Raw genomic sequence first — 21,716 nt, 5'->3', positions numbered from 1 at the left:
TGCCCAGGTGCCGTTGCTCCTGCTCGATCTGGACAACACCCTGCTGGACCGCGACGGGCCGTTCCGCGCCTGGGGAGAACGCTTCCTGGACGGCATCGGCGCGCCGCCGGCCGACCTCGACTGGTTGGTGTCCGTGGACGCGGACGGGCTGACCAACAGGTGGGACGTGGCGGATGCGATCCGCGACCGGTACGCGCTGCGCATCCCCTCGATCGACCTGGTCGACGAGCTGCACGACGGGGTGGTGGCCCACATGCGGCTCGACCCGCTGGTGGCCTGCGCGCTGCGGATCGCGGCCGACGCCGGCTGGGTGCCGGTGGTGGTCACCAACGGCGCGTCCCGTCAACAGGACGCCAAGATCCGCAAGACCGGCCTGGACCGGTACGTCGCCGACTGGGTGATCTCGGAGGAGGCGGGCGTCAGCAAGCCCAACCCGAGGATCTTCGCACTCGCCGCCCAGCGGGCCCGGATGCCGCTGCGTGGCGCGTGGGTGGTCGGCGACAGCCCGGAGGCGGACATCGGCGGCGCGACGGCGGTGGGCCTGCCCAGCGTCTGGCTGCACCGGGGACGCCGCTGGTCCGACCCGAGGTTCGCGCCCACCCGGATCGAGGACGGGCTGATCGCGGCCGTCGCGGCCGTCCTGGCCGGCTGACCGCGCGCGACGACGGCGCGGCGACGGGGCGCGGCGACACCGGGGCCCGGGCGGCGGCGCGGAAAATCCGTTGACCTGCCCCGGGCGGGGTACGAGCATGGTGCCGCGCGAGTGCGCAGCCGGGGTGTGCCCGGTCGAGGAGAGGAGGTCGGTCATGGCCGTCTTCGCAGGGTCGTTCCACCTGCCTCCACCAGCCTCGATCGAAGGACAGATCCACCCGTGCGCGATCACGACTTCCCGGCGCCGCAGCGCCGTGGCCGCGGCAAGAGCCGCTTCGACGACGACGAACCCGACTTCCTGAAGCGGGGGCGGCACACCCCGCCGACCCTCACCGACCCGGACGCCGAGCCCGAGGCGGAGGACGCCTGGTCCTCCTGGGACCAGGCCGTCCACGGCCCCGAGCCGCACCCGGACTGGCTGGTCACCGAACTGGCCGCCCGGGACACCGAGCTCGGGGTGCTCAAGACCGGCAAGGAGGCGGACGTCCACCTGGTCCGCCGGGCCGTGCCGGACACCGACCGCAGTTGCCTGCTGGCGGTCAAGCGCTACCGCGACGCCCAGCACCGGCTCTTCCACCGCGACGCCGGTTACCTGGAGGGCCGCCGGGTGCGGCGGTCGCGGGAGATGCGGGCGATGACCGGCCGTACCGCGTTCGGCCGGCAGATGATCGCCGGGCAGTGGGCCGCGGCCGAGTTCGCCGCGTTGTCCCAGCTCTGGGAGATCGGGGCCGCCTCCGGGCGGATCGCGGTGCCCTATCCGGTGCAGCTGCTCGGCACCGAGTTGATGCTGGAGTTCGTCGGCGACGCCGAGGCGGGGGAGGCCGCGCCGCGGCTGGCCCAGGTCCGGCCCGACGACGACGAGCTGCGCGACCTGTGGGAGCAGCTCGTGGAGGCGCTCACGGTGCTGGCCCGGGCCGGGTACGCACACGGCGACCTGTCCCCGTACAACCTGCTGGTGCACGCGGGCCGGCTGGTGATGATCGACCTGCCGCAGGTGGTCGACGTGGTGGCCAACCCGCAGGGGGCCGACTTCCTGGCCCGCGACGTGCGGGTGGTGGCCGCCTGGTTCACCGCCCGCGGGATGCCGGCGACGGTGACCGATCCGGCGGCGCTGACCGAGGCGCTGCTGCGGGAGGCGGGCATCCGCTGACCGGCCGGCGTCCCGGGCGGTCTGCCGCCCGGGACGCCGGTCCGGGTCACTGCAGGTAGCGCTCGACCTCCGGCACCGGGCGCTCGCCCTGGGCGTCCGGGTCGCCGTGCGCCTGGCGGGCGGCCCGGCGGCGGCGCAGCAGGTCCCAGCACTGGTCCAGGGACTCCTCCAGCGCACGCAGCCGCTCCCGCGCCTCGTCGTCGGTGCCGGCCTCGTGCTGCTGCGCGTCGGCGCGCAGCCGGTGCTCCTCGTCGACGAGTTCCGAGATCCGGCTGAGGATGGTCTTGTCGTCCATGCCCGAAGCTTGGCACAGCGGACGGGTCCGCGCCCGCGTTCTGCCGCCGTCCGCGCAGAGGTGAGCGTTGCTCGCGCTCCGCAACGGCCACTGTGTACGCCAGTGACGCATATCCCACGGGCTCCATTCTCGACAAAGAGATTGTTGTTACGTGAAATATCCTCCGACCTGCCTTTTGATCTGCGGCTCAGGATGGCATGCTCGCGGGCAACGTCACGGGTCGATACGGAGTCGCGACCCTGAGTCAACCGAGGGAGCGTTCAGGTGCCCGAACCAACGGACACACCGAGGCCCACCGGCCGACCCCGAATCGTGCCGCTGCGGCAGATCCTGCCGGCGGTGCTCCGCGACCCCGCCCGGGCTCTCATCGACATCGGTAACCGTACCGAAGGCGAACTGGTCCGGCTCAACCTCGGCTCGTTCCGGCCGTACCTGGTCACCCACCCCAGGCACGTGCAGCACGTCCTGCGCGACCGCGCGGACAACTACGAGCGGGCCGGTGACGGGCTGTTCTGGCGCCCGGTCAAGCGGCTGTTCGGCGAGGGGATCCTCGGCGAGGGGCAGATCTGGTCGGCCAGCCGGCGGATGCTCCAGCCGATGTTCACCGCCAAGCGGGTCGAGGCGCTGGTCGACGGCATGGCCGACGCGATCCGCGACGCGGTCGGGGAACTGGACGAGCCGGCCCGCGCCGGGCAGCCGGTCGACATCGGCGTGGAGCAGGCGCGCATCGTCAGCCGGGCGATCATGAAGGTGCTGTTCGCCGACCGGATCTCGGTGCCGGACGCGATGCGCGTGATCGAGGCGCAGGACCGGATCGCCACCGCCGTCATCCCCCGGATCATCGTGCCGTTCGCTCCGCTGTCCCTGCCGATGCCCGGCGACCGCACGTTCGCCCGCGCCGTACGCATCGTCGACGACGTGCTGGTGCCGATCGTCCGCCAGACGCGGGAGTCCGCCGACCAGGGCGACGACGTCATCTCGACGCTCTGGCAGGCCCGCACCGAGGACGGGCGGCAACTCGACGAGCGGCAGGTCCGCAACGACACGGTGGCGATGTTCGCCGCCACCACGGAAACCACCATCAACGTGCTGACCTGGGCCTGGCCGCACCTGGACCAGCACCCCGAGGTGGCCGAGCGGCTCTACGCCGAGATCGACGAGGTGGTCGGCGGCGAGCCGGTACGCCGCGAGCACCTGAGCCGGCTCACGTACACCCGGATGGTGCTGGACGAGCTGCTGCGGCTCTACCCGATCGGGTGGATCATCCCGCGCCGCGCGGTCGCCGGGGACGTCATCGACGGCGTGCCGATCGAGCCCGGCGCCACGATGGCGGTCAGCCCGCTGATCACCCAGCGGATGCGGCAGTTCTGGGACCGCCCGGACGAGTTCGACCCGGAACGGTTCCGCCCCGAGCGCGTCCGCGCCCGGCACCGGTACGCCCACTTCCCGTTCGGCGGCGGGCCGCACCAGTGCCTCGGCATGTACCTGTTCTACCTGGAGGCCCAGCTCATCCTCGCCACCATGCTCAGCCGCTACCGGTTCCGGCTGCACCGCCCCGGCGTACCCGGACTGCGGCTGGCCGCGGCGCTGCGGCCGCGCGAGCGGGTCGAGCTGACGCTCGTCGCCGCCGGGCGGACGGAGCGGGCATGACCGACGGGCCGGCACCCGATCCGCTCGCCGTCGCCGCGGAGCAGGGCCGGGTCTGCGCGCTGGCCGCGCAGGGCCAGCGCGGCCTGCGCAGGGCCGCCGCCGCGCACCCCGAGCTGTTCCCCGGCGACCCGTTCGACGCGACGCTGTTCAGCAGCATCGCGCAGGCGATGGCGTTCAGCGCGCCCTGGCACAGCGCCGCCGAACTCGCCGTGACCAACCGCGCGGTGCTCTGGGGCTTCGCTGTGGACTGGCTGGTCGACCACCAGGCCACCAGCCGGGCCGAGGTCGACCGGATCACCGGCGTCTGCCTGGACGTGCTCGATGGCGGCGAGTCCGGCGACCCGCTGGGCCGGTTCCTCGCCGAGCTGCGCGACGACGTCGCCGCCGCGCCCGCCTATCCGGCGCTGCGCGGCCACTGGCGCGACACGATGGCACGCACGCTCGACGCGATGGCCCGCGAGTGGGACTGGCGGCGTACCGGCCGCCCCACGCTCGCCGACTACCTCGCCAATGCCGACAACCTCGCCGCCACGGTGGTGAACGTGGCGCACTGGATCCACACCGGATCGGTGTCCGACGCCGCCACGCTGGCACGGCTGATCGAGGTCGGCGACGAGGTCCAGCGGGCCCTGCGCCTGGTCAACGACCTCGGCACCCACCGCCGCGACGCCGAGTCCGGCGACCTCAACGCGCTGCTGCTGGTGGACGACCCGGCCGAGGTCGAGCGGCGCTTCGCCGAGCAGGTCGACCACTGCCGCGTCCTGCTGGCGAAGCTGGCCGGCGAGGTGCCCCGGGAGGCCGACTTCCTGTCCCGGCAGCTCGGCTTCACCACCGGCTTCTACCGGAACACCGACTTCTGGGGCGTGCGGTGACCCTCACCGCCGGACCGGTGCCCGCCACCCGGTCCGGGACCGCGCACGACCTGATCACCGCGCTCGGCGGCGAACCGGAGGGGCAGACGTCGCCGTCGGTCTACGAGACCGGGCGCCTGGTCGCGCTCGCGCCGTGGCTCGACGGCCACGACCGGCGCATGGCCTGGCTGCTGGCCCGGCAGCGTCCGGACGGCGGCTGGGGTGGCCCCGGCGGGTACGCGCTGGTGCCGACGCTGAGCGCGGTCGAGGCGCTGCTGGCCGTGCTGCACCGCGACGGGCCGGCCGCCGCGCCCGCAGCCGCCGCGCACCGGGGGCTGGCGTACCTGACCGGCGCGCTGCGCGCCGGCGCCCCGCCGGACCTGCCGGCCACCGACCTGATCGTGCCGGCGCTGCTGACGGCTGTGGACCGGCACCTCGACGGGCCGTCCGGTCCGCCACCCGGGCTGGCCGAGTGGGCCGGCCGGCCCCGCCTGCCGCTGCCGGCCGGTCTCGACCCGGCCCGGCTGACCCGGGTACGCGGACTGCTCGCCACCGGGGGGCCGGTGCCGGAGAAGCTGGCGCACGCGCTGGAGGTGGCGGGCGAGCTGGCGTACCGCGCGTCCGGGGTGCGTCCCTCGGCCAGCGGCGCGGTCGGCGCCTCACCCGCCGCCACCGCCGCCTGGCTGGGCGGGCCGGAGCCCGGGCCCGCCCTGGACTACCTGAACGCTGTCGCCCGGCCCGGCCCGGTGCCCTGCGCCAGCCCGATCACCGTGTTCGAGCGGGCCTGGGTGCTCGGCATCCTGGTCCGGGCCGGCGTGCCGGTCGGCGCGCCCGAGCCGGTGCTGACCGAGCTGCACGCCGCGGTCGGACCGTCCGGCGCGGCCACCGCGCCCGGCCTGCCCGCCGACGCCGACACCACGGCGGTCACGCTCTACGCGCTGGCCCGGCTGGGCCGGGCGCCGGGCGTCGCGCCGCTGGCCGGGTTCGACACCGGGGCGCACTTCTGCACCTGGCCGGGGGAGGACGGGGCGTCGCTGACCACGAACGCGCACGTGCTCGACGCGCTCGGCGAGCAGCCGAGCGCGCCCGGCGTCACCGGCGCCCGGCGCCGGGTCACCGAGTGGCTGCTGAGGCGGCAGGAGCCGGACGGCCGGTGGGAGGACCGCTGGCACGCCTCGCCGTACTACGCCACGTATGCGGTGCTGCTGGCGCTGGCCGACCACGCGCCGGACGGCGCGGCGCGCGCCGCGGTCGAGCGAGGGGTGGCCTGGCTGCTGGACACGCAGCGTCCGGACGGTTCCTGGGGACGGTGGGACGGCACCGCCGAGGAGACCGCGTACGCGGTGCTCGCGCTGGCCGACGCGGGCCGGTCCGGCGACCCCCGGATCACGTCGGCGCTGGCGCGGGGCCGGCGTCGACTGTCCGAGCTGGACGGATGCGACGGCGAACCGGCACTATGGCACGACAAGGACCTCTACCGCCCGACGCGGATCGTGCGCGCCGCGGTGCTGGCGGCCTCCGGCGGCGCCGGGGCGACCCGGACCAGGGCCGCACCTACCATGATCAGGATCGCTTGAATGAGGTTCACGACGGCTGCTAGCGTGCGCCGGAGTCGATCGGATTCCGAACCGACCGAAGACCGGGCCAGGACGGTGTGATGGGTTCCCGCAGTACGAATCTCCGTACGAAGATCATCGCGCTGCTGGCGTCGCTGACCGCGCTCTGGGCGTTCGCCGCGTGGGTGACCGTACGGGACGGATTCAACCTGCTCGGCGTGCAGACGCTCAACGCGCGCGTCTTCGAGCCGAGCGACCCGCTGCTGCAGGAGCTGCAGGCCGAGCGCCGGCTGTCGCTGCGCTACCTCGGCGAGTCCGACCCGGGCCGGTTGCAGGAGCTGGAGGCCCAGCGCGCCCGTACCGACGAGACCGCCGGCGCGCTGTGGCGCTCGGTGCGGGACTGGCGCACCGAGATCCCGGCCAGCGAAGAACTGATGAGCCGGCTCGACGAGCTGAAGACCGAGCTGGACCAGCTCGGCCAGGTACGCGCCGACGTCAGCCGCAAGACCATCGACCGGACCACCACGCTCATCGCGTACGACGAGGCGGTCGACGGGATCTTCGCGGTGTTCGACGCCCTCGGCGGCCTCGACGACGACGAGATCGCCGAGGACACCGCCGCGCTCATCGACCTCAACCGGTCCCGGGAGCTGCTGTCCCAACAGGACGCGCTGATCACCGGCGCGATCGCGGCCAACCGGATCACCGTCGGCGAGCAGACCGCGTTCGCCCGCCTGGTCGGCGCGCAGTGGTTCCTCGCCGACCGCACCTCCCGGGAACTCGCCCCGAGCGACCGCGCCCGCTTCGAACGGATGGTCGAGGGCGACGCGTTCCAGCAGCTCCGCACGCTCCAGGACCAGGTGCTCGCGGCCAAGGGCGCCGAGGTGCGCCCGCCGGTGAGCGCCGCGGCGTGGCAGGCCGCCGCCGAGAAGGCGATGGCCGACCTGCGGGAGGTGATCCTCGCCGGCGGTGAGGACATCGTGTCCCGGGCCATGCCGGTCGCGATCGGCGTCATCGTGCGGCTGGTGCTCGCCGCCGGTCTCGGCCTGATCGCCGTCATCGCGTCCGTGGTCGTCTCGATCACCACGGCACGGGCGCTCGTCCGCCAGCTCGAACGGCTGCGCGAGGCCGCCTTCAAGCTGGCGCACGAACGCCTGCCGAGCGTGGTGGAACGACTGGGCCGCGGCGAGGAGGTGGACGTCGCCCGCGAGGCGCCGCCGTTGCAGTTCGGCGACGACGAGATCGGCCAGGTGGGCAAGGCGTTCAACGTCGTCCAGGAGACCGCCGTCCGCACCGCCGTCGAGCAGGCCGAGCTGCGCCGCAGCGTACGCGACGTGTTCCTCAGCCTGGCCCGGCGCACCCAGGCGCTCGTGCACCGGCAGCTCACGCTGCTGGACGCGATGGAACGGCGGGAACACGACGCCGAGGAGCTGGAGGACCTGTTCCGGGTCGACCACCTGGCGACCCGGATGCGGCGCAACGCGGAGAACCTGATCGTGCTCTCCGGCTCGACTCCGGGCCGGGCCTGGCGGCGCAACGTCCCCATGGTCGACGTGGTCCGCGGCGCCGTCGCCGAGGTCGAGGACTACACGCGGGTCACCGTGCGCCCGCTGGGCGAGGTGGCGCTCACCGGCCGCGCCGTCGGTGACGTCATCCACCTGCTGGCCGAGCTGATCGAGAACGGACTCTCCTTCTCGCCGCCGCAGACCACCGTGGAGGTCCGCGGCCAGCTCGTGGCCAACGGCTTCGCCGTCGAGATCGAGGACCGCGGCCTCGGCATGAGCGCCGACGAGCTGGCCGCCGCCAACGCGCGCATCGTCGACCGGTCCGAGCTGAACCTGGCCGACGCCGCCCGGCTCGGCCTGTTCGTGGTCAGCCGGCTCACCGAGCGGCACGGCGTCAAGGTGCAGCTCAAGGAGTCCGCGTACGGCGGGACGACGGCGGTGGTGCTGATCCCGCGTGAACTGATCACCGCCGACGGCGCCGACGCGGCCGACGCCCTGCCCGCCCCCGGGACGGCCCTGCCGGCGGCGCCCGCACCGGATCCGGCGCGGAGCACGCGCGACGGCGACGGGCCGGCGACCCCGTCCGGCCCGGACGGCGACACCGAACCGGACCAGCCGGCCGATCCCGCCCCGCAGGTGCCGGAGCCGGTGACGCAGGCACCCCGGCTGACCCCCTCCGGACTGCCCGCGCGTACCCGTAAGCGGCAGCCCGGGGTGGCGGGGCCCACCACGGAGCTGGCGGTGGTGGAGCGGCGGCCCGCCGCCACGACCGACGAGCCTGACGCGTCGCCGGCGACGGAGCCGGAGACCGCGCCGGTCACCGACGCGGGACTGCCGGTCCGGGTACGCCAGGCCAGCCTCGCGCCGGAGCTGCGGCACGACCAGACCGAGGCGGAGGACGACGCCGCCGCCGACGACGACACGGCGCGTGCACCGGAGCAGGTGCGCCGGATGATGAGCTCCTACCAGAGCGGTACGCGACGCGGCCGTACCGATGCCGCGCGCTTGCTCGGTGGAGCCCAGGGGGCCGGCGGCGGGCCGGCCGACGCGGACGAGCAGGTTACCTGACCGGGACGTCGACGCGACGGAAACCGGAAGTTGACGGCACACAAGCCGGGAAGATGAGGACGACGAGTGGCGCAGAAGACGGCTTCGAGCGCGGATCTGACGTGGCTGCTGGATGACCTGGTCGGCCGGGTCAAGCAGGCGGAGCACGCCGTGGCGCTCTCCACCGACGGACTGTTGATGGCCTCGTCCCGCGGATTGAGCCGGGACGACGGCGAGCACCTGGCGGCCATGGCGGCCGGCATCCAGAGCCTGGCCCGCGGCGCGGGCAAGCGGTTCGGTGGCGGGCACGTACAGCAGACCATCATCGAGATGCAGTCCTCCTTCCTGTTCGTCACCGCGGCCGGGCGCAACGCCTGCCTGGCGGTGCTGGCCTCGGAGGACGCGGACGTCGGCCTGATCGCGTACGAGATGGCCATGCTCGTCACCCGGGTCGGCCGGTTCGTCGCGTCACCGACCCGGGAACAGCCCCTCGGCGAGAACGCGGCACGATGACCGGCCGGGGGGACTCCGCGGAGCAGGAGTGGGTGGACGACCACGCCGGCCCGGTGGTGCGCCCGTACGCGGTGACCGGAGGCCGGGCCCGCCCGGTGACCGGCACGTTCGACCTGATCTCGCTGGTCACCTCGACCCGCACGGATGTCGGGTCGGAGTCCGGGCTGGGCCCGGAGCACGTGGCGATCGTCGGCCTCTGCCAGCGGATCCTCTCCGTGGCCGAGATCGCCGCCCATCTCGACCTGCCGGTGGGCACGGTCCGGGTCCTCCTCGGAGACCTGGCCGCCCGCAGCCTGGTACAGGTACGCGAGCCGCGCGCGACCACCGCCGGCCTTCCCGACGAGCACGTTTTCGAGGCGGTAATCAATGGACTACGGGCGCTCTGAGCGGCCGGCGGGCGCCGCGCCGCTGCCCACCGCGATCAAGATCCTGATCGCGGGTGGGTTCGGCGTCGGCAAGACCACGATGGTCGGCGCGGTCAGCGAGACCCGGCCCCTGCGGACCGAGGAGGTGCTGACCGAGACCGGGATCGGCATCGACGACCTGTCCGGCATCGAGGAGAAGTCGACCACCACCGTGGCGATGGACTTCGGCCGCATCACCATCAGCGACGACCTGGTGCTCTACCTGTTCGGCACGCCCGGGCAGGACCGGTTCTGGTTCGTCTGGGACGAGCTGGCACTCGGCGCGCTCGGTGCGGTGGTGCTCGCCGACACCCGCCGGCTGGCCGACTGCTTCCCGTCGATCGACTACTTCGAGGGGCGCGGCACGCCCTTCGTGGTGGCGGTGAACTGCTTCGAGGGCGCCAAGACGTTCCGTCTCGACGAGGTGCAGGCCGCGCTCGACCTGGACCCGGGCGTACCGGTGGTGCTGTGCGACGCGCGCAAGCGGGAGTCGGCCAAGGAGGTGCTGATCACGCTGCTGGAGCACGCCATGAAGCTGCGGGAGGCGCGCCGCCGCGCCGCCGAGGACTGAACGGTCACACATCGACGGGGGAGTGGCGATGACCGAGGTGAGCGTCCGGGCGATGACCCCGGGCGAGTTCGACAGCTGGCAGGACGAACTCGCCGCCGGCTACGCGCGGGAGCACGTGGCCGCCGGCAACTGGACTCCGGAGGAGGCGCTCGACCGGGCCCGGCAGGAAAGCGCGGCCTTCCTGCCGCAGGGCATGGCGACGCCCGGCATGCTGTTCCTGCTCGGCGTGCTGGCCGACGGCTCGCCGGTGGGACGCCTGTGGATCGGCCTCACCCACCCGCGCGGGCTCGCCGGCTGCGCGTTCCTCTACGACATCGAGGTCGCCGCCGGGCACCGGGGCCGGGGCCTCGGGCGGGCGCTGCTCGCGGCCGGGGAGCGGGCGGCCCGGGAGCGGGGCGCGCAGGCGCTGGAGCTGAACGTCTTCGGCGCCAACGAGACGGCACGCAAGCTGTACGAGACGTCCGGCTACCGGGTGGTCACCCAGCAGATGCGCAAGGACCTGTCGTAGGGCGGTCCCTACAGGCGGGTGGCGGTCCGGATCAGGGCGGCGAGGGACCGGGACCGGCTGTGCGGCGGCCACGCGATCACAGTGGTCACCGCCGGAGCGTCCGGCACCGGCACGGCGGTCAGGTCGGCGAGCAGCAGCGTCCGGACTGACTCCGGCAGCACCACAACGGTACGGCCGAGCGCGATGAGCTGGAACAACTGGGCGTGCTCCCGGACCTCGGGGCCCGGACCGTCCGGATACGACCCGTCGGCCCGGGGCCAGCGCGGCATCGGCAGGCCGGGCAGCGTCTCCACCTCGGCCATGAGGAGGTGCGGCCGCCGGGCCAGCGGATGGGCGGCCGGCAGGACCGCCACCTGCTGCTCGGTGACGAGTTCCTCGGTGTCCAGCCCGGTGGTCGAGTCGAACGGCAGGTGCAGCAGCGCCACGTCGGCCCGCCCGTCGCGCAGCAGCCGTTCCTGTTCGCCGATGCCGCACAGCAGCACCTCGACGGGGACCGCGTCCGGCTCGGCCGCGTACGCGTCGAGCAGTTTCGGCAGCAGCTCGCTCGACGCGCCCGCCTTGGTCGCCAGCACCAGCCCGGGGCCGCCGTTCACGGCCTGACCGGCGCGGCGGGTACGGCGGTCGGCGGCGGCCACGGCGTCCAGGGCGGCCCGGCCCTCCCGGAGCAGCACCGCACCGGCGGCGGTGAGCGCGACGCTGCGGCTGTCCCGTTCCAGCAGCGTCACGCCGAGGCGTCGTTCGAGTTGCCGGATCGCGCGCGACAGCGGCGGCTGGGCGATGCCCAGGCGGCGCGCGGCGCGGCCGAAGTGCAGTTCCTCGGCGACCGCGACGAAGTAGCGAAGCTCCCGCGTCTCCATCCCGCCACCGTACCGCCGGATCGATACCCGCCGGGTATCGGCCGCAACCGAGGTGGTGTTGGAGGCCCGCCCGCCGCGCGGACAGGATCGAGAGCATGAGCGAACGGACGATCGCGCTGGTGACGGGCGCGAACAAGGGCATCGGGTACGAGATCGCGGCGGGCCTGGGCGCGCTGGGCTGGCGGGTGGGCGTCGGCGCCCGGGACGAGCAGCGGCTCGCCGAGGCGGTCGCGAAGCTGCGCGCGGGCGGCGTGGACGCGTTCGGCGTACCGCTGGACGTGACCGACGACGCGAGCGTGGCCGCCGCCGCCCGGCTGCTGGAGACGGAGGCCGGCGGGCTGGACGTGCTGGTCAACAACGCGGGCGTGACGGGTGGCATGCCGCAGCACCCGGGTGACGTCGACCTCGCGACCATCCGGACCGCGGTCGAGGTGAACGTGATCGGGGTGGTCCGGGTGACCGAGGCGATGCTGCCGTTGCTGCGCCGCTCGGCCTCGCCGCGGATCGTCAACATGTCCAGTGGCGTCGGCTCGCTGACCCGGCAGAGCGCCTCGGAGGGCGAACATCAGACCGGCCCGCTGTCGGTGGCGTACTCGCCGTCGAAGAGCATGCTCAACGCGGTGACCATCCAGTACGCGCGGGCGCTCGCCGGCACGGGCATCCTGATCAACGCCGCCTGCCCGGGTTTCACCGCGACCGACCTCAACAGCTTCCGGGGCGTGCGGACCCCACAGCAGGGCGCGGCGATCGGAATCCGGCTGGCGACGCTGCCGGACGACGGGCCGACCGGCGGCTACTTCGAGGACGCGGGCACGATCCCGTGGTGAGCGGCGCTCGTCAGTACCACATGACCGGGTTGCCGGTCGCCACCGACGCCGCGCACAGCCGGCGCAGCGGCTCCACGATGTAGGCGAAGTCGCCGCCCGACCGGCTCCGGGTCCGTACCGCGAGCCGTTCGGGCGGCGGCTCGCCGTGCTCGCCCACCGGCCGCATCGCCACCACCGTCCGCGTCCCGCCGGCGGTGAACTCCACCCGGTCGCCGGGCAGCGGCCGCTGGCCGAACCGGACGGCCCGGAACAGCGTGACCGGCGGGTCGGCGCGGTCGAGGACGAAGAAGCCGTCCGGATCGACCCCGGCCTGAAAGCCCGGGCCGAACATGAACAACCCGCGGTATGCCTCGACGTACTGCATCACGACCGCGCCGGTCGCCTCGTCGATCAGCTCCACCTCGTCGGTGATCCGGTCGGTGCGCGCGAACGCGTCCAGCTCGGCGAGCGCGACCGTTGCCTGGCCGGCAGTGAGTGAGCCGCCGTTGGCGTCCGGCAGCGCGGCGGCGAGCGTCGGGAAACGGTGCTCGCCGGCGGCGTGTAGCGCCTGCTGGAACAGCCGCACACCGGCCCAGTTGGACACGTGCTCGTTCGCCTGCTCCATTGCCTTGTGCGGGCACGCCTCCGCCTGCCAGGCGTCGAACGTGCGGTGCGCGGCCTTGTTGCCCTCCCACGGCCGCAACAACGCGAGACAGCCGTCCTCGTCGTAGCCGACCGGCCCGACCGGGCACGGGGTGACGAGGCCGTCCTGCCAGCACCGGCAGTACACGAACGCGTCGAGTCCCACGCCGGCACGCTACCGGCGCCCGGGCCGTCGGCGCGCACCCGTTGCCGGCGGCTCGTCTCCAGCGGCTCGTTTCCGGCGGGTCAGGTGACGGCGAGCAGCACGGCGTCTCCGCTCGCCGCCGCGTCGCGGTAGAAGTCGCGCAGCGCGGTGAAGTGCGGCAGCAGGTAGTTGTCGAACTCGTCTTCGCCGTCGTCCCAGATGTGCGGATAGATCTCGGCCTCCGACATGGCCGCCGGATCGAAGCGGGCCCGCAGCGTCGCGTCGTCCACCGCGTCGAGCCCGGCGGCCACGGCGCGCACGGCGTCGGGCATGAGCAGCCGGGCCGGGCCCATGCCGAGGTCCGGCCCGATCGGGTCGCCCCCGATGATCGCCGGGCCGGCGTCGCCCCGGACCTCGTACGTGGTGCCGTTCAGCAGGTAGTGCAGCCCGTGCCACGCCTTGTCGAGGTCGAGTTCGTGCGGACCGCCGTCGAACAGCGTGCCGACCGTGCCCGTGTCGGCCAGCACCGTCGCCAGGTCCTCGCCGGACAGCCGGCGTGCGGTGAACACCATGCCCATGTGGTCGTCTCCCGAGGTGTCGGTCGGAATCGGCGGCAGCGTAACGCGGGCGTCCGACAGCGTGCCATCATCGGCGCATGGCCTCGGAGTCCCGGCACCTCAGCGTCCACATCGACCGTCCGGTCGCGGAGGTCTACGCCTTCGCCGCCGACCCGGCGAACCTGCCCCGTTGGGCCCCGGGCCTCGGCGGCTCGGTCGTGCTCGTCGACGGCCACTGGTACGTGGACACACCCGAAGGGCGGGCGCGGCTGACCTTCGCCCCGGCCAACGAGTACGGCGTGCTCGACCACGAGGTGCTGACGCCGTCGGGCGAGACGGTCTACGTGCCGCTGCGCGCCATCGCCGACGGGGACGCCACCGAGGTGGTGTTCAGCCTGCGGCGGATGCCCGGCATGAGCGACGCGGACTTCGACCGGGACACCGCGCTCGTTCAGGCGGACCTGGCCCGGCTCAAGGCCGTGCTGGAGAGCGCCGCCGGCTGAGAGGCGAGCGTGGTCAGTCCGGCGTTCCTGCCCGTGCCGCCGCGTGGATGACAGCGTCGAGGCCCTTCTCGAACAGCAGGTCGTCTTCCCATCGGGTGTCGTCGAGATGGCCGGAGGCGCTGAGGGTCGGATAGGTGCCGGCGCTCGCGGCGATGTGGTCGCGGGCTGCGGCTCTCGCGCCCGGGTCCGCGGTCTGGCGCCACGTGGCCTCCGTGAGCGAGGCGCCGATGACGTAGTTGGCCAGCATTCTCGTGGCGACCGCGAGGTGAAGACCGCCGCAGCCGCCGCGCACGAGCGCCGACTGGAGGAACTCGGTACGGGCCAGGACGTTGGGCCCGAGCATCGGGCGTCCGACCAGCCGGGGTGCCCAGGGATGGCGCAGCATCGCGCCGCGCCACGCCCGGACGAGGACACGGACGTCGTCCATCCAGTCGTCGCCGTCGTCCGGCACCGGCACGTCGCCGAAGATGTGGTCGACGGCCAGGTCCAGGACGTCGTCCTTCGTCTTCACGTGCCAGTAGAGCGCGGTGGCGGTCACGTCGAGCCGCTGGGCGAGGCAGCGCATCGTCAGGCCCTCGACGCCCTGCTCGTCCAGCACCGTCACCGCGAGTTCCACGATGCGTTCGAGGGTCAGCGGCGGCTTGCGCCGCGCCCGCGGCGGCACTGCCCGCAGCCACACCGGTGTCGTCGGCGCACCGGGCTCTGTCGCTGTCATGGAGCCACTCTAGTTCACTGGACAGGCAGCTTAACAACGGTAAGCTGATCGAACAGGCGAAAGTCCGGCGTCGACAGTAGGCAGGAGGGCGCGCCGTGCCCCTGCTGCGGATCCACCTCGACAGCGACCCCACCACCGCCCGCCGCGTCCTCCAGACGCATCGCGAGGGCGGCGTCCATCACGAGTCGCGGGAAGCGGCCCGGGAACAGGTGTGGCGCCAGGGTCGCACCCCGGCCGGTGACCCGGTCTTCGTCGGCGTCACCAACGGCCGCCGCAACGTGCAACTGCTCTACGACGTCGAGGTCTACTCCGACACTGTTCCGTGAGGACTCGCCGGCACTCATGACCCGCTGGGAATGGGAATTGCGCATTCGATTCCGGCGGTCGCAGATCCGGCGGACGCAATTCGGTGAATCAGTCGCCGATCGCGTCCCGCATTCGTTCCCTCGTCCAGTATTCGGACGGATCGGTGGCGCCGGTGCTCGGATTGTGCGTCGCGACCACCGGGCCGGGCGGCGCCGGTCGCCGCGCGCCCCCGTCGCGAGCCGCGACGACCACGACGGCCGCGGCCACGGCGAGCGCCGCGACGGCGGCCGCGCCGAGCAGCACACGATGTGACATGTCGACTCCTCCGGGGCCGGGTGCCGGTCCGACCGGCACCGGTCCGCCTGGTGCGCCGGGCGGCACACCAGGCGGACCGTCGTTCACCAGGTGTCGTTCGCGTACGTGTTGTAGAGCGTCCCCACCACCGCGGCGGAGAAGTACGGCGAGCCGTTCGTGTTCGAGCCGCTCGAGTAACTCATCACCCCGTGCACGTCACCGCGCCTGGTGGTGTTGTCGTAGCTGTAGTACCACGGACCGCCGCTCGAACCGCCCCCGAAGCCGCAGTTCATCTCGATCCGGTTGCTGCCCGCGTCCCGCGACGTGCCCGAGCAGACCCACTGGACCTCACCGCTGTCCTTGTTGCTCGGGTAGCCGAAGATGTCGTAGTGGTACGCCCGGCCACCGCCGGTGAGCAGCCCGTTCGCGCCGACCGCGTCCACGATCGACCGGCTGCCGTAGACGAGCGCGACCGCAACGTCGTACTGCCGCTCGCGGGTGCTGATCCAGCCGCTCGGCACCGCGAGCGTGGACCAGTCCCAGGTGCCGTACGGCTGCGCGCCGTTGCGGTACGACGGCACGAACATCCAGTTCGCGGTGTGCCAGTCCCGGCCCGGCCCGTCGTGCACGCAGTGCGCGGCCGTGAAGACCATGTTGCGCGCCGGGCTGTTCACCACGCTCGCGGAGCAGTAGTGGCCCAGACCGTCGGTCGAGCTGGTGTAGAAGATCTTCCCCACCGTGATCGACTCGTTCAGCTGGGCGCCGAACCCGCTGCCGTCCTTCGGCGCCACCGCCTGCGCGAAGCGCCGCACCCGCTCCGCCACAGGGCTCTGGGTGACCGGGCCGGCGGACTTCTCCACCTCGTCGGCCGGAGTGGCCGCCGCCATGCGCTCGGCCGTCCAGTATGCCCTGGCCTGCGCGGACGACCCCGCCTTGCGCTCGATCGACGTGACAGCGGCCGGAGCGGCCGTGCCCGCGGTGGTGCCGGTGCCGGCCAGCGCCGGAGTGCCGGCGAGGATCGCCGGCAGGATCAGGGCCGGCAGGGCCAGAAGTTTGATCGTCGTCTTCATGAAATCCTTCCCAGTGTTCGATTCCCGGATCGAAACTGGAGCGCCCCCGTTGTTCATCGCGATGTCGGCAACGTATCGACGGCATTCGGAGCGTGTCAACGAATCATGGACGTCGATTGTTTGCAGTGTCGGATGTGCGATCGGGGGCGATGGAATTCATCGAACAGCAATTTCTCAATGCGTGGGATGGGCGAAAGGGTGGCCCATTCGGCCCGCTCAGCGGCGGGTCGACGTCAGGAATCGGGTCCACGCGGCCGGGGTGAAGGTGAGCACCGGCCCGGCCGGGTCCTTCGAGTCGCGGACGCCGACCACACCGGGCAGGTTGCCGGCGACCTCGACGCAGTCGCCGCCGTTGCCGCCGCTGCGGGTGCTCTTGCGCCACCGGGCGCCGCTCAGGTCCATGCCGCCGCCACTTCCCTCAGCAGTTCCAGGGTCCGCGCGCGAGGCAGCGCCTCGCCCCGGATGCGTTCCCACCGACGCTCCAGGGTAGCAATCTCCGAGGGCTGCTCGATGATCTGCGCGCGGGCCTGACTGTCCATATGCGCCACCCGGTTGCCGTCGCGCAGTTCCGCGATGACGAACGGCCCGTCCAGCCCGGGATAGGTCGGCGTGTCCACCGGTACCACGTGGAGCTGCACGTTCGGAAGTTCGGCGCAGGCGAGCAGGTGGGTCACCCTCGGCACGGTAGAGGCATGACCGAACCGACACCCACATCGGCGTACCCCCGGGTGGTGCTGCCGCTGACCGGCCACCGCGCGTGCGGTCCGGCCTGGCGCTGCGACCGCTGCGGCGAGCCCTGGCCGTGCCCGACCCTGCGGGCCGCACCCACCGACGCGGCCCGCCGCGCCACGATGATCCCCGAGTTCTCCCGGCTCACCCGGCAGGCCATCCGCGACCTGCGCGGCCGGCCCGGCGGCCCGGACCCGGTCGCGATCGTGCGGCGCTTCCTGTGGTTCCTGCCGCTCACCGACTCCGAGGCACGCGCCGTCGCGCTCCGGCTGCGATGACCACGGTACGGCGAGGGCCGCTCCCCGCCGGAGCGGGAAGCGGCCCTGTGTCAGCCGTACGCGAATCAGCTCGCGATCATGCGGCGCAGCACGTACTGCAGGATGCCGCCGTGCCGGTAGTAGTCCGCCTCACCCGGGGTGTCGATGCGGACCACGGCGTCGAACTCCACGCCGGTGTCGGTGGTGACCTTCACCGTACGCGGGGTGTCGCCGTCGTTGAGCGCGGTGACGCCGCTGATCGAGAACGTCTCGGTGCCGGTCAGGCCCAGCGACTCGGCGGTCTCGCCGCCCGGGAACTGCAGCGGCAGCACGCCCATGCCGATCAGGTTCGAGCGGTGGATCCGCTCGTACGACTCGGCGATGACCGCCTTCACGCCCAGCAGCATGGTGCCCTTTGCGGCCCAGTCACGCGACGAGCCGGAGCCGTACTCCTTGCCGGCCAGGATGACCAGCGGGACGCCCGCCTCCTGGTAGGCCATCGAGGCGTCGTAGATCGAGGTCTGCTCGCCGGTCAGGTGGTTCACAGTGAAGCCGCCCTCGACGCCCGGGACGAGCTGGTTGCGCAGCCGGATGTTGGCGAACGTGCCCCGGATCATCACCTCGTGGTTGCCCCGGCGGGAGCCGTACGAGTTGAACTCGTGCCGGGCCACGCCGTGCTCGGCCAGGTACTTGCCGGCGGGGGAGTCCGCCTTGATCGAACCGGCCGGGGAGATGTGGTCGGTGGTCACCGAGTCGCCCAGCTTGGCCAGCACCCGCGCGTCCGCGATGTCCTGCACCGGGGTCGGCTCCTGCTGCATGCCCTCGAAGTACGGGGGCTTGCGCACGTAGGTCGACTCGCCGTCCCAGGAGAACGTGTCACCGGTCGGGGTCGGCAGCGACTGCCAGCGCTCGTCACCGGCGAACACGTCGGCGTACGCGGCGCTGAAGCCGGTCGCGCCGATCGCGGAGGCGATGACGTCCTGGATCTCGGCGCTGTTCGGCCAGATCTCCCGCAGGAACACCGGGTTGCCCTGGGCGTCCTCGCCGATCGGCTCGTTGGCCAGGTCGATGTCCATGGTGCCGGCGAGCGCATACGCGACCACCAGCGGCGGGGACGCCAGGTAGTTCATCTTGACGTCCGGGTTGATCCGGCCCTCGAAGTTGCGGTTGCCGGACAGCACCGACACGACCGCCAGGTCACCGTCGTTGACGGCGGCGGAGACCTCCTCCGGCAGCGGGCCGGAGTTGCCGATGCAGGTGGTGCAGCCGTAGCCGACCAGGTTGAAGCCGAGCTTCTCCAGGTACGGCGTGAGGCCCGCGCGGTCGTAGTAGTCCATGACGACCTTCGAGCCCGGCGCCAGGGTGGTCTTCACCCACGGCTTGCGGGCCAGGCCCTTCTCCACCGCGTTGCGGGCCAGCAGCGCGGCGCCGATCATCACCTGCGGGTTCGAGGTGTTGGTGCAGGAGGTGATCGCGGCGATCACCACGGCGCCGTGGTCCAGCTCGTACTCGACGCCGTCGGCGCTGGTCACGCGTACCGGATTGCTCGCCCGGCCGCCCGCGCCCACAGCGGCGGTCTCCAGGTCGCGCGGCGCGTCCGCCGGGTCGTTGACGCCGTTGGCGGGGGAGTCGCTGGCCGGGAACGACTCGGCCGACGCCTCGTCGGCCGGGCCGTCGGCGCCGAACGGCTTCTCCTGCTGCGGCACGCCCGGCTTGCGGCCCGGGTCGCCGCCGGTCTCGTCGGCGGCCACGTAGTCGCTGAGCGCGGCGCGGAACAGCGTCTTGGCGCTGCCCAGCGGCACCCGGTCCTGCGGGCGCTTCGGACCGGCCAGCGACGGCTCGATGGTGCCCAGGTCCAGCTCCAGGCGCTCGGAGTACTCCGGCTCGCGCTCCGGGTCGTGCCAGAGGCCCTGCTCCTTGGCGTACGCCTCGACCAGCGCCACCTGGGACGCGTCGCGGCCGGTCAGCTCCAGGTAGCGGACGGTCTCGGCGTCGATCGGGAAGATCGCCACGGTCGAGCCGTACTCCGGCGACATGTTGCCGATGGTGGCGCGGTTGGCCAGCGGCACGGCGCTCACGCCCGGGCCGTAGAACTCGACGAACTTGCCGACCACGCCGTGCTTGCGCAGCATCTCGGTGATGGTCAGCACCAGGTCGGTGGCGGTGGTGCCGGCCGGCATCTCACCGGAGAGCTTGAAGCCGACCACGCGGGGGATCAGCATGCTGACCGGCTGGCCGAGCATCGCGGCCTCGGCCTCGATGCCGCCGACGCCCCAGCCCAGCACGCCCAGGCCGTTGACCATGGTGGTGTGCGAGTCGGTGCCGACGACCGTGTCCGGGTACGCCTGGCCGTTGCGCTCCATGATCGTGCGAGCCAGGTACTCGATGTTGACCTGGTGCACGATGCCGGTGCCCGGCGGGACGACCTTGAACTCGTTGAACGCCGTCTGGCCCCAGCGCAGGAACTGGTAGCGCTCCTTGTTGCGCTCGTACTCCAGCTCGACGTTGCGCTCGAAGGCGTCCTCGCGGCCGAACAGGTCGGCGATGACCGAGTGGTCGATGACCAGCTCGGCCGGAGCGAGGGGGTTGACCTTGGTGGCGTCGCCGCCCAGGTCACGGACCGCCTCGCGCATGGTGGCCAGGTCGACCACGCAGGGCACGCCGGTGAAGTCCTGCATCAGCACCCGGGCCGGGGTGAACTGGATCTCCACGCTCGGGTCGGCGGTGGCGTCCCACGCGCCGAGCTGCTGGATGTGGTCGGCGGTGATGTTCGCGCCGTCCTCGGTCCGCAGCAGGTTCTCCAGCAGGATCTTCAAGCTGTAGGGCAGCCGCTCGTGGCCCTCCACCTTGTCGATCCTGAAAATCTCGTAGCTCGCGTCTCCGACGCGTAGCTGGGTCTTCGCACCGAAGGTGTCGAGGCTCGCCACGTCGTACTCCTTCACACCAGCGACCGTGAGTAGTCCTGAGCAGTTTGTCGCACCGACCGGGGCGCTGCCGTGCTTAGGCAACACTTACCTGCGTCGGTCTCTACAAAACCGTACGTCCGTCTTGCTATTCGTGCAACCTCGTGCCACGCTGCGGGACGAGGAGGTGCCACCATGATCCATCACGTCCTGCTCGCCTGCCCCCGCGGCTCCGAGGACGCGTCCCGCTCCTTCTACACCGGGCTGCTCGGCCTCACCGAGAAGCCCAAACCCCCGGCCCTCGCCGCCCGCGGCGGCTGCTGGTTCACCGGGTACGACACCGAGCTGCACCTGGGCGTCGAGGACGACTTCCGGCCCGCCCGCAAGGCGCACCCCGCGCTGCTGCGCCCCGACCTGGACGAGCTGGCCGCCCGCCTCGACGCCGCCGGACACGCCGTGACCTGGGGCGACGACGAGATTCCCGGCATGCGGCGGTTCCACACGTACGACCCGCACGGCAACCGGCTGGAGTTCCTGGCCCCCGCGGGCTGACCCGGCGCGGGTAGGGTCGGCGGGTGGTCGACGTACAGCACTGGCTCGCCGCGCTCCCGCCGGCCCTGATCTGCCTGCTCGTGGGCGGCGTGATCGGCGTGGAGAGCATGGGCATCCCGCTGCCCGGCGAGATCGTGCTGGTCAGCGCCGCGCTGCTCGCCGCCACCGGCGCCGTCGGGCCCGAGTGGGTGGCGACCGCCGCGGCCACCGGCGCCATCATCGGCGACTCCATCGGATATGCCGTGGGCCGCCGAGGTGGCCGCCCCCTGCTGGAACGACTCGGCCGGCGCTTCCCGAAACACCTCGGCCCGGCACACCTGGCCCGCGCCGAGCTGAGCTTCGCCCGGCACGGCGTCTGGGCGGTGTTCTTCGGGCGGTTCGTCGCGCTGCTGCGCATCCTCGCCGGGCCGCTCGCCGGGGCGCTGCGCGTGCCGTACCGCCGGTTCCTGGTCGCCAACGCCGCAGGCGGGCTGGTGTGGGCGTTCGGCACCACCTACCTGCTGTTCTATCTCGGGCAGGCCGCCGAGCACTGGCTCAAGGACATCTCCTGGGCCGGGCTGGTGGTGCCGTCGGTCACGGGGTCGCCTCCGGGGAGCTGACCGGCAGTTCGGTGAAGAAGCAGGTGCGCTGCCCGGTGTGGCAGGCCGCGCCGACCTGCTCGACGCTGACCAGCAGCGCG

Annotated in this window: 26 protein-coding genes and 1 pseudogene; 16 read left to right on the top strand and 11 right to left on the bottom strand. The window is 72.8% G+C overall.

Annotation, left to right across the window (positions count from 1 at the left end):
- The first annotated feature begins 7 nt into the window (after positions 1–7).
- Positions 8–652, top strand: coding sequence for an HAD family hydrolase (locus tag EAD96_RS02055; protein ID WP_120568947.1), 645 nt, complete (start codon positions 8–10; stop codon positions 650–652).
- A 219-nt stretch (positions 653–871) separates the two neighbouring features.
- Positions 872–1,801 (top strand): serine protein kinase RIO, encoded by a 930-nt coding sequence (locus EAD96_RS02050; RefSeq protein WP_120568948.1) that lies wholly within the window; start codon positions 872–874, stop codon positions 1,799–1,801.
- 46 nt (positions 1,802–1,847) lie between these two features.
- Here EAD96_RS02050 and EAD96_RS02045 read toward each other — a convergent pair whose 3' ends face one another.
- The gene (locus EAD96_RS02045; protein ID WP_013287422.1) at positions 1,848–2,096 is read right to left on the bottom strand and encodes a DUF2630 family protein; all 249 of its coding nucleotides are present in this window, start codon (positions 2,094–2,096) and stop codon (positions 1,848–1,850) included.
- A 312-nt stretch (positions 2,097–2,408) separates the two neighbouring features.
- Between EAD96_RS02045 and EAD96_RS02040 the strand changes: the two genes are divergently transcribed.
- The 8 genes from EAD96_RS02040 to EAD96_RS02005 all read left to right on the top strand — a co-directional run bounded on the left by EAD96_RS02040 (position 2,409) and on the right by EAD96_RS02005 (position 10,701).
- The gene (locus tag EAD96_RS02040; RefSeq protein ID WP_199733040.1) at positions 2,409–3,746 is read left to right on the top strand and encodes a cytochrome P450; all 1,338 of its coding nucleotides are present in this window, start codon (positions 2,409–2,411) and stop codon (positions 3,744–3,746) included.
- A complete protein-coding gene (locus EAD96_RS02035) occupies positions 3,743–4,618 on the top strand; it encodes a terpene synthase family protein (protein WP_121683065.1) in 876 nt (291 codons plus the stop codon). Before EAD96_RS02040 ends, EAD96_RS02035 begins: the two co-directional genes overlap by 4 nt.
- The gene (locus tag EAD96_RS02030; protein WP_121683064.1) at positions 4,615–6,174 is read left to right on the top strand and encodes a prenyltransferase/squalene oxidase repeat-containing protein; all 1,560 of its coding nucleotides are present in this window, start codon (positions 4,615–4,617) and stop codon (positions 6,172–6,174) included. Before EAD96_RS02035 ends, EAD96_RS02030 begins: the two co-directional genes overlap by 4 nt.
- Positions 6,175–6,254: 80 nt before the next feature.
- Positions 6,255–8,726 (top strand): nitrate- and nitrite sensing domain-containing protein, encoded by a 2,472-nt coding sequence (locus tag EAD96_RS02025; RefSeq protein ID WP_121683063.1) that lies wholly within the window; start codon positions 6,255–6,257, stop codon positions 8,724–8,726.
- A 66-nt stretch (positions 8,727–8,792) separates the two neighbouring features.
- Positions 8,793–9,218 (top strand): roadblock/LC7 domain-containing protein, encoded by a 426-nt coding sequence (locus EAD96_RS02020; protein WP_013287417.1) that lies wholly within the window; start codon positions 8,793–8,795, stop codon positions 9,216–9,218.
- Complete coding sequence (locus EAD96_RS02015; RefSeq protein WP_013287416.1) at positions 9,215–9,604, top strand: DUF742 domain-containing protein; 390 nt, start codon at positions 9,215–9,217, stop codon at positions 9,602–9,604. The genes EAD96_RS02020 and EAD96_RS02015 overlap by 4 nt, the downstream gene beginning before the upstream one ends.
- Entirely contained in the window at positions 9,585–10,193 is a 609-nt protein-coding gene (locus EAD96_RS02010; RefSeq protein ID WP_013287415.1) for an ATP/GTP-binding protein, read from the top strand. The genes EAD96_RS02015 and EAD96_RS02010 overlap by 20 nt, the downstream gene beginning before the upstream one ends.
- 28 nt (positions 10,194–10,221) lie before the next feature.
- Positions 10,222–10,701 (top strand): GNAT family N-acetyltransferase, encoded by a 480-nt coding sequence (locus EAD96_RS02005; protein WP_121683062.1) that lies wholly within the window; start codon positions 10,222–10,224, stop codon positions 10,699–10,701.
- Positions 10,702–10,709: 8 nt separating this feature from the next.
- On the opposite strand, the gene EAD96_RS02000 is transcribed toward EAD96_RS02005, so the two are convergent.
- Positions 10,710–11,558: a LysR family transcriptional regulator gene (locus tag EAD96_RS02000; RefSeq protein WP_121683061.1), complete on the bottom strand. Its 849-nt coding sequence runs from the start codon at positions 11,556–11,558 to the stop codon at positions 10,710–10,712.
- A 95-nt stretch (positions 11,559–11,653) separates the two neighbouring features.
- Here EAD96_RS02000 and EAD96_RS01995 point away from each other — a divergent pair, with 95 nt between their 5' ends.
- Positions 11,654–12,385: an SDR family oxidoreductase gene (locus EAD96_RS01995; RefSeq protein WP_121683060.1), complete on the top strand. Its 732-nt coding sequence runs from the start codon at positions 11,654–11,656 to the stop codon at positions 12,383–12,385.
- 10 nt (positions 12,386–12,395) lie between these two features.
- Here the strand turns inward: EAD96_RS01995 and EAD96_RS01990 are convergent, their stop codons facing one another.
- A complete protein-coding gene (locus EAD96_RS01990; protein ID WP_121683059.1) occupies positions 12,396–13,172 on the bottom strand; it encodes a hypothetical protein in 777 nt (258 codons plus the stop codon).
- An 80-nt stretch (positions 13,173–13,252) separates the two neighbouring features.
- Positions 13,253–13,729 (bottom strand): YfbM family protein, encoded by a 477-nt coding sequence (locus EAD96_RS01985; RefSeq protein ID WP_121683058.1) that lies wholly within the window; start codon positions 13,727–13,729, stop codon positions 13,253–13,255.
- Between the two features lie 77 nt (positions 13,730–13,806).
- Here EAD96_RS01985 and EAD96_RS01980 point away from each other — a divergent pair, with 77 nt between their 5' ends.
- A complete protein-coding gene (locus EAD96_RS01980) occupies positions 13,807–14,211 on the top strand; it encodes an SRPBCC family protein (protein WP_120568958.1) in 405 nt (134 codons plus the stop codon).
- 13 nt (positions 14,212–14,224) lie between these two features.
- Here EAD96_RS01980 and EAD96_RS01975 read toward each other — a convergent pair whose 3' ends face one another.
- Complete coding sequence (locus EAD96_RS01975) at positions 14,225–14,926, bottom strand: TetR/AcrR family transcriptional regulator (protein WP_121683057.1); 702 nt, start codon at positions 14,924–14,926, stop codon at positions 14,225–14,227.
- A 95-nt stretch (positions 14,927–15,021) separates the two neighbouring features.
- On the opposite strand from EAD96_RS01975, the gene EAD96_RS01970 reads away from it, so the two are divergent.
- Positions 15,022–15,252, top strand: a complete 231-nt coding sequence (locus EAD96_RS01970) for a hypothetical protein (protein ID WP_120568960.1) — start codon at positions 15,022–15,024, stop codon at positions 15,250–15,252.
- An 88-nt stretch (positions 15,253–15,340) separates the two neighbouring features.
- Here EAD96_RS01970 and EAD96_RS01965 read toward each other — a convergent pair whose 3' ends face one another.
- The 4 genes and pseudogenes from EAD96_RS01965 to EAD96_RS01950 all read right to left on the bottom strand — a co-directional run.
- The gene (locus EAD96_RS01965) at positions 15,341–15,547 is read right to left on the bottom strand and encodes a hypothetical protein (protein WP_121683056.1); all 207 of its coding nucleotides are present in this window, start codon (positions 15,545–15,547) and stop codon (positions 15,341–15,343) included.
- Between the two features lie 83 nt (positions 15,548–15,630).
- Positions 15,631–16,596, bottom strand: coding sequence for a serine protease (locus EAD96_RS01960; protein WP_121683055.1), 966 nt, complete (start codon positions 16,594–16,596; stop codon positions 15,631–15,633).
- 216 nt (positions 16,597–16,812) lie between these two features.
- Positions 16,813–16,998 (bottom strand): DUF397 domain-containing protein, encoded by a 186-nt coding sequence (locus tag EAD96_RS01955; protein WP_064445331.1) that lies wholly within the window; start codon positions 16,996–16,998, stop codon positions 16,813–16,815.
- Positions 16,989–17,273 (bottom strand): annotated as a pseudogene (locus tag EAD96_RS01950) (Scr1 family TA system antitoxin-like transcriptional regulator); the annotation flags it as partial. The pseudogene EAD96_RS01950 and the gene EAD96_RS01955, both read right to left, overlap by 10 nt.
- Before the next feature lie 15 nt (positions 17,274–17,288).
- On the opposite strand from EAD96_RS01950, the gene EAD96_RS01945 reads away from it, so the two are divergent.
- Positions 17,289–17,603 carry a hypothetical protein gene (locus EAD96_RS01945; RefSeq protein WP_121683054.1) on the top strand — a complete coding sequence of 105 codons (315 nt, stop codon included), beginning with the start codon at positions 17,289–17,291 and terminating at the stop codon, positions 17,601–17,603.
- Positions 17,604–17,668: 65 nt separating this feature from the next.
- On the opposite strand, the gene EAD96_RS01940 is transcribed toward EAD96_RS01945, so the two are convergent.
- Positions 17,669–20,524 (bottom strand): aconitate hydratase, encoded by a 2,856-nt coding sequence (locus tag EAD96_RS01940; protein ID WP_121683053.1) that lies wholly within the window; start codon positions 20,522–20,524, stop codon positions 17,669–17,671.
- A 156-nt stretch (positions 20,525–20,680) separates the two neighbouring features.
- On the opposite strand from EAD96_RS01940, the gene EAD96_RS01935 reads away from it, so the two are divergent.
- Both EAD96_RS01935 and EAD96_RS01930 read left to right on the top strand, forming a co-directional pair.
- Entirely contained in the window at positions 20,681–21,037 is a 357-nt protein-coding gene (locus EAD96_RS01935; RefSeq protein WP_120568965.1) for a VOC family protein, read from the top strand.
- Between the two features lie 23 nt (positions 21,038–21,060).
- Positions 21,061–21,636, top strand: coding sequence for a DedA family protein (locus EAD96_RS01930; protein WP_121683052.1), 576 nt, complete (start codon positions 21,061–21,063; stop codon positions 21,634–21,636).
- On the opposite strand, the gene EAD96_RS01925 is transcribed toward EAD96_RS01930, so the two are convergent.
- A partial coding sequence (locus EAD96_RS01925; RefSeq protein WP_233585362.1) for a phosphoribosyl-AMP cyclohydrolase occupies positions 21,611–21,716 on the bottom strand: 106 nt, incomplete at its 5' end. The two genes, EAD96_RS01930 and EAD96_RS01925, sit on opposite strands and share 26 nt — an antisense overlap.

Origin of the sequence: Micromonospora sp. BL1, assembly GCF_003667485.1 — a bacterium.
GTDB lineage: Bacteria > Actinomycetota > Actinomycetes > Mycobacteriales > Micromonosporaceae > Micromonospora > Micromonospora tulbaghiae.
The sequence above is the reverse complement of the archived record's forward strand: the minus strand, read 5'-3'. Positions and strand labels throughout refer to the sequence as shown.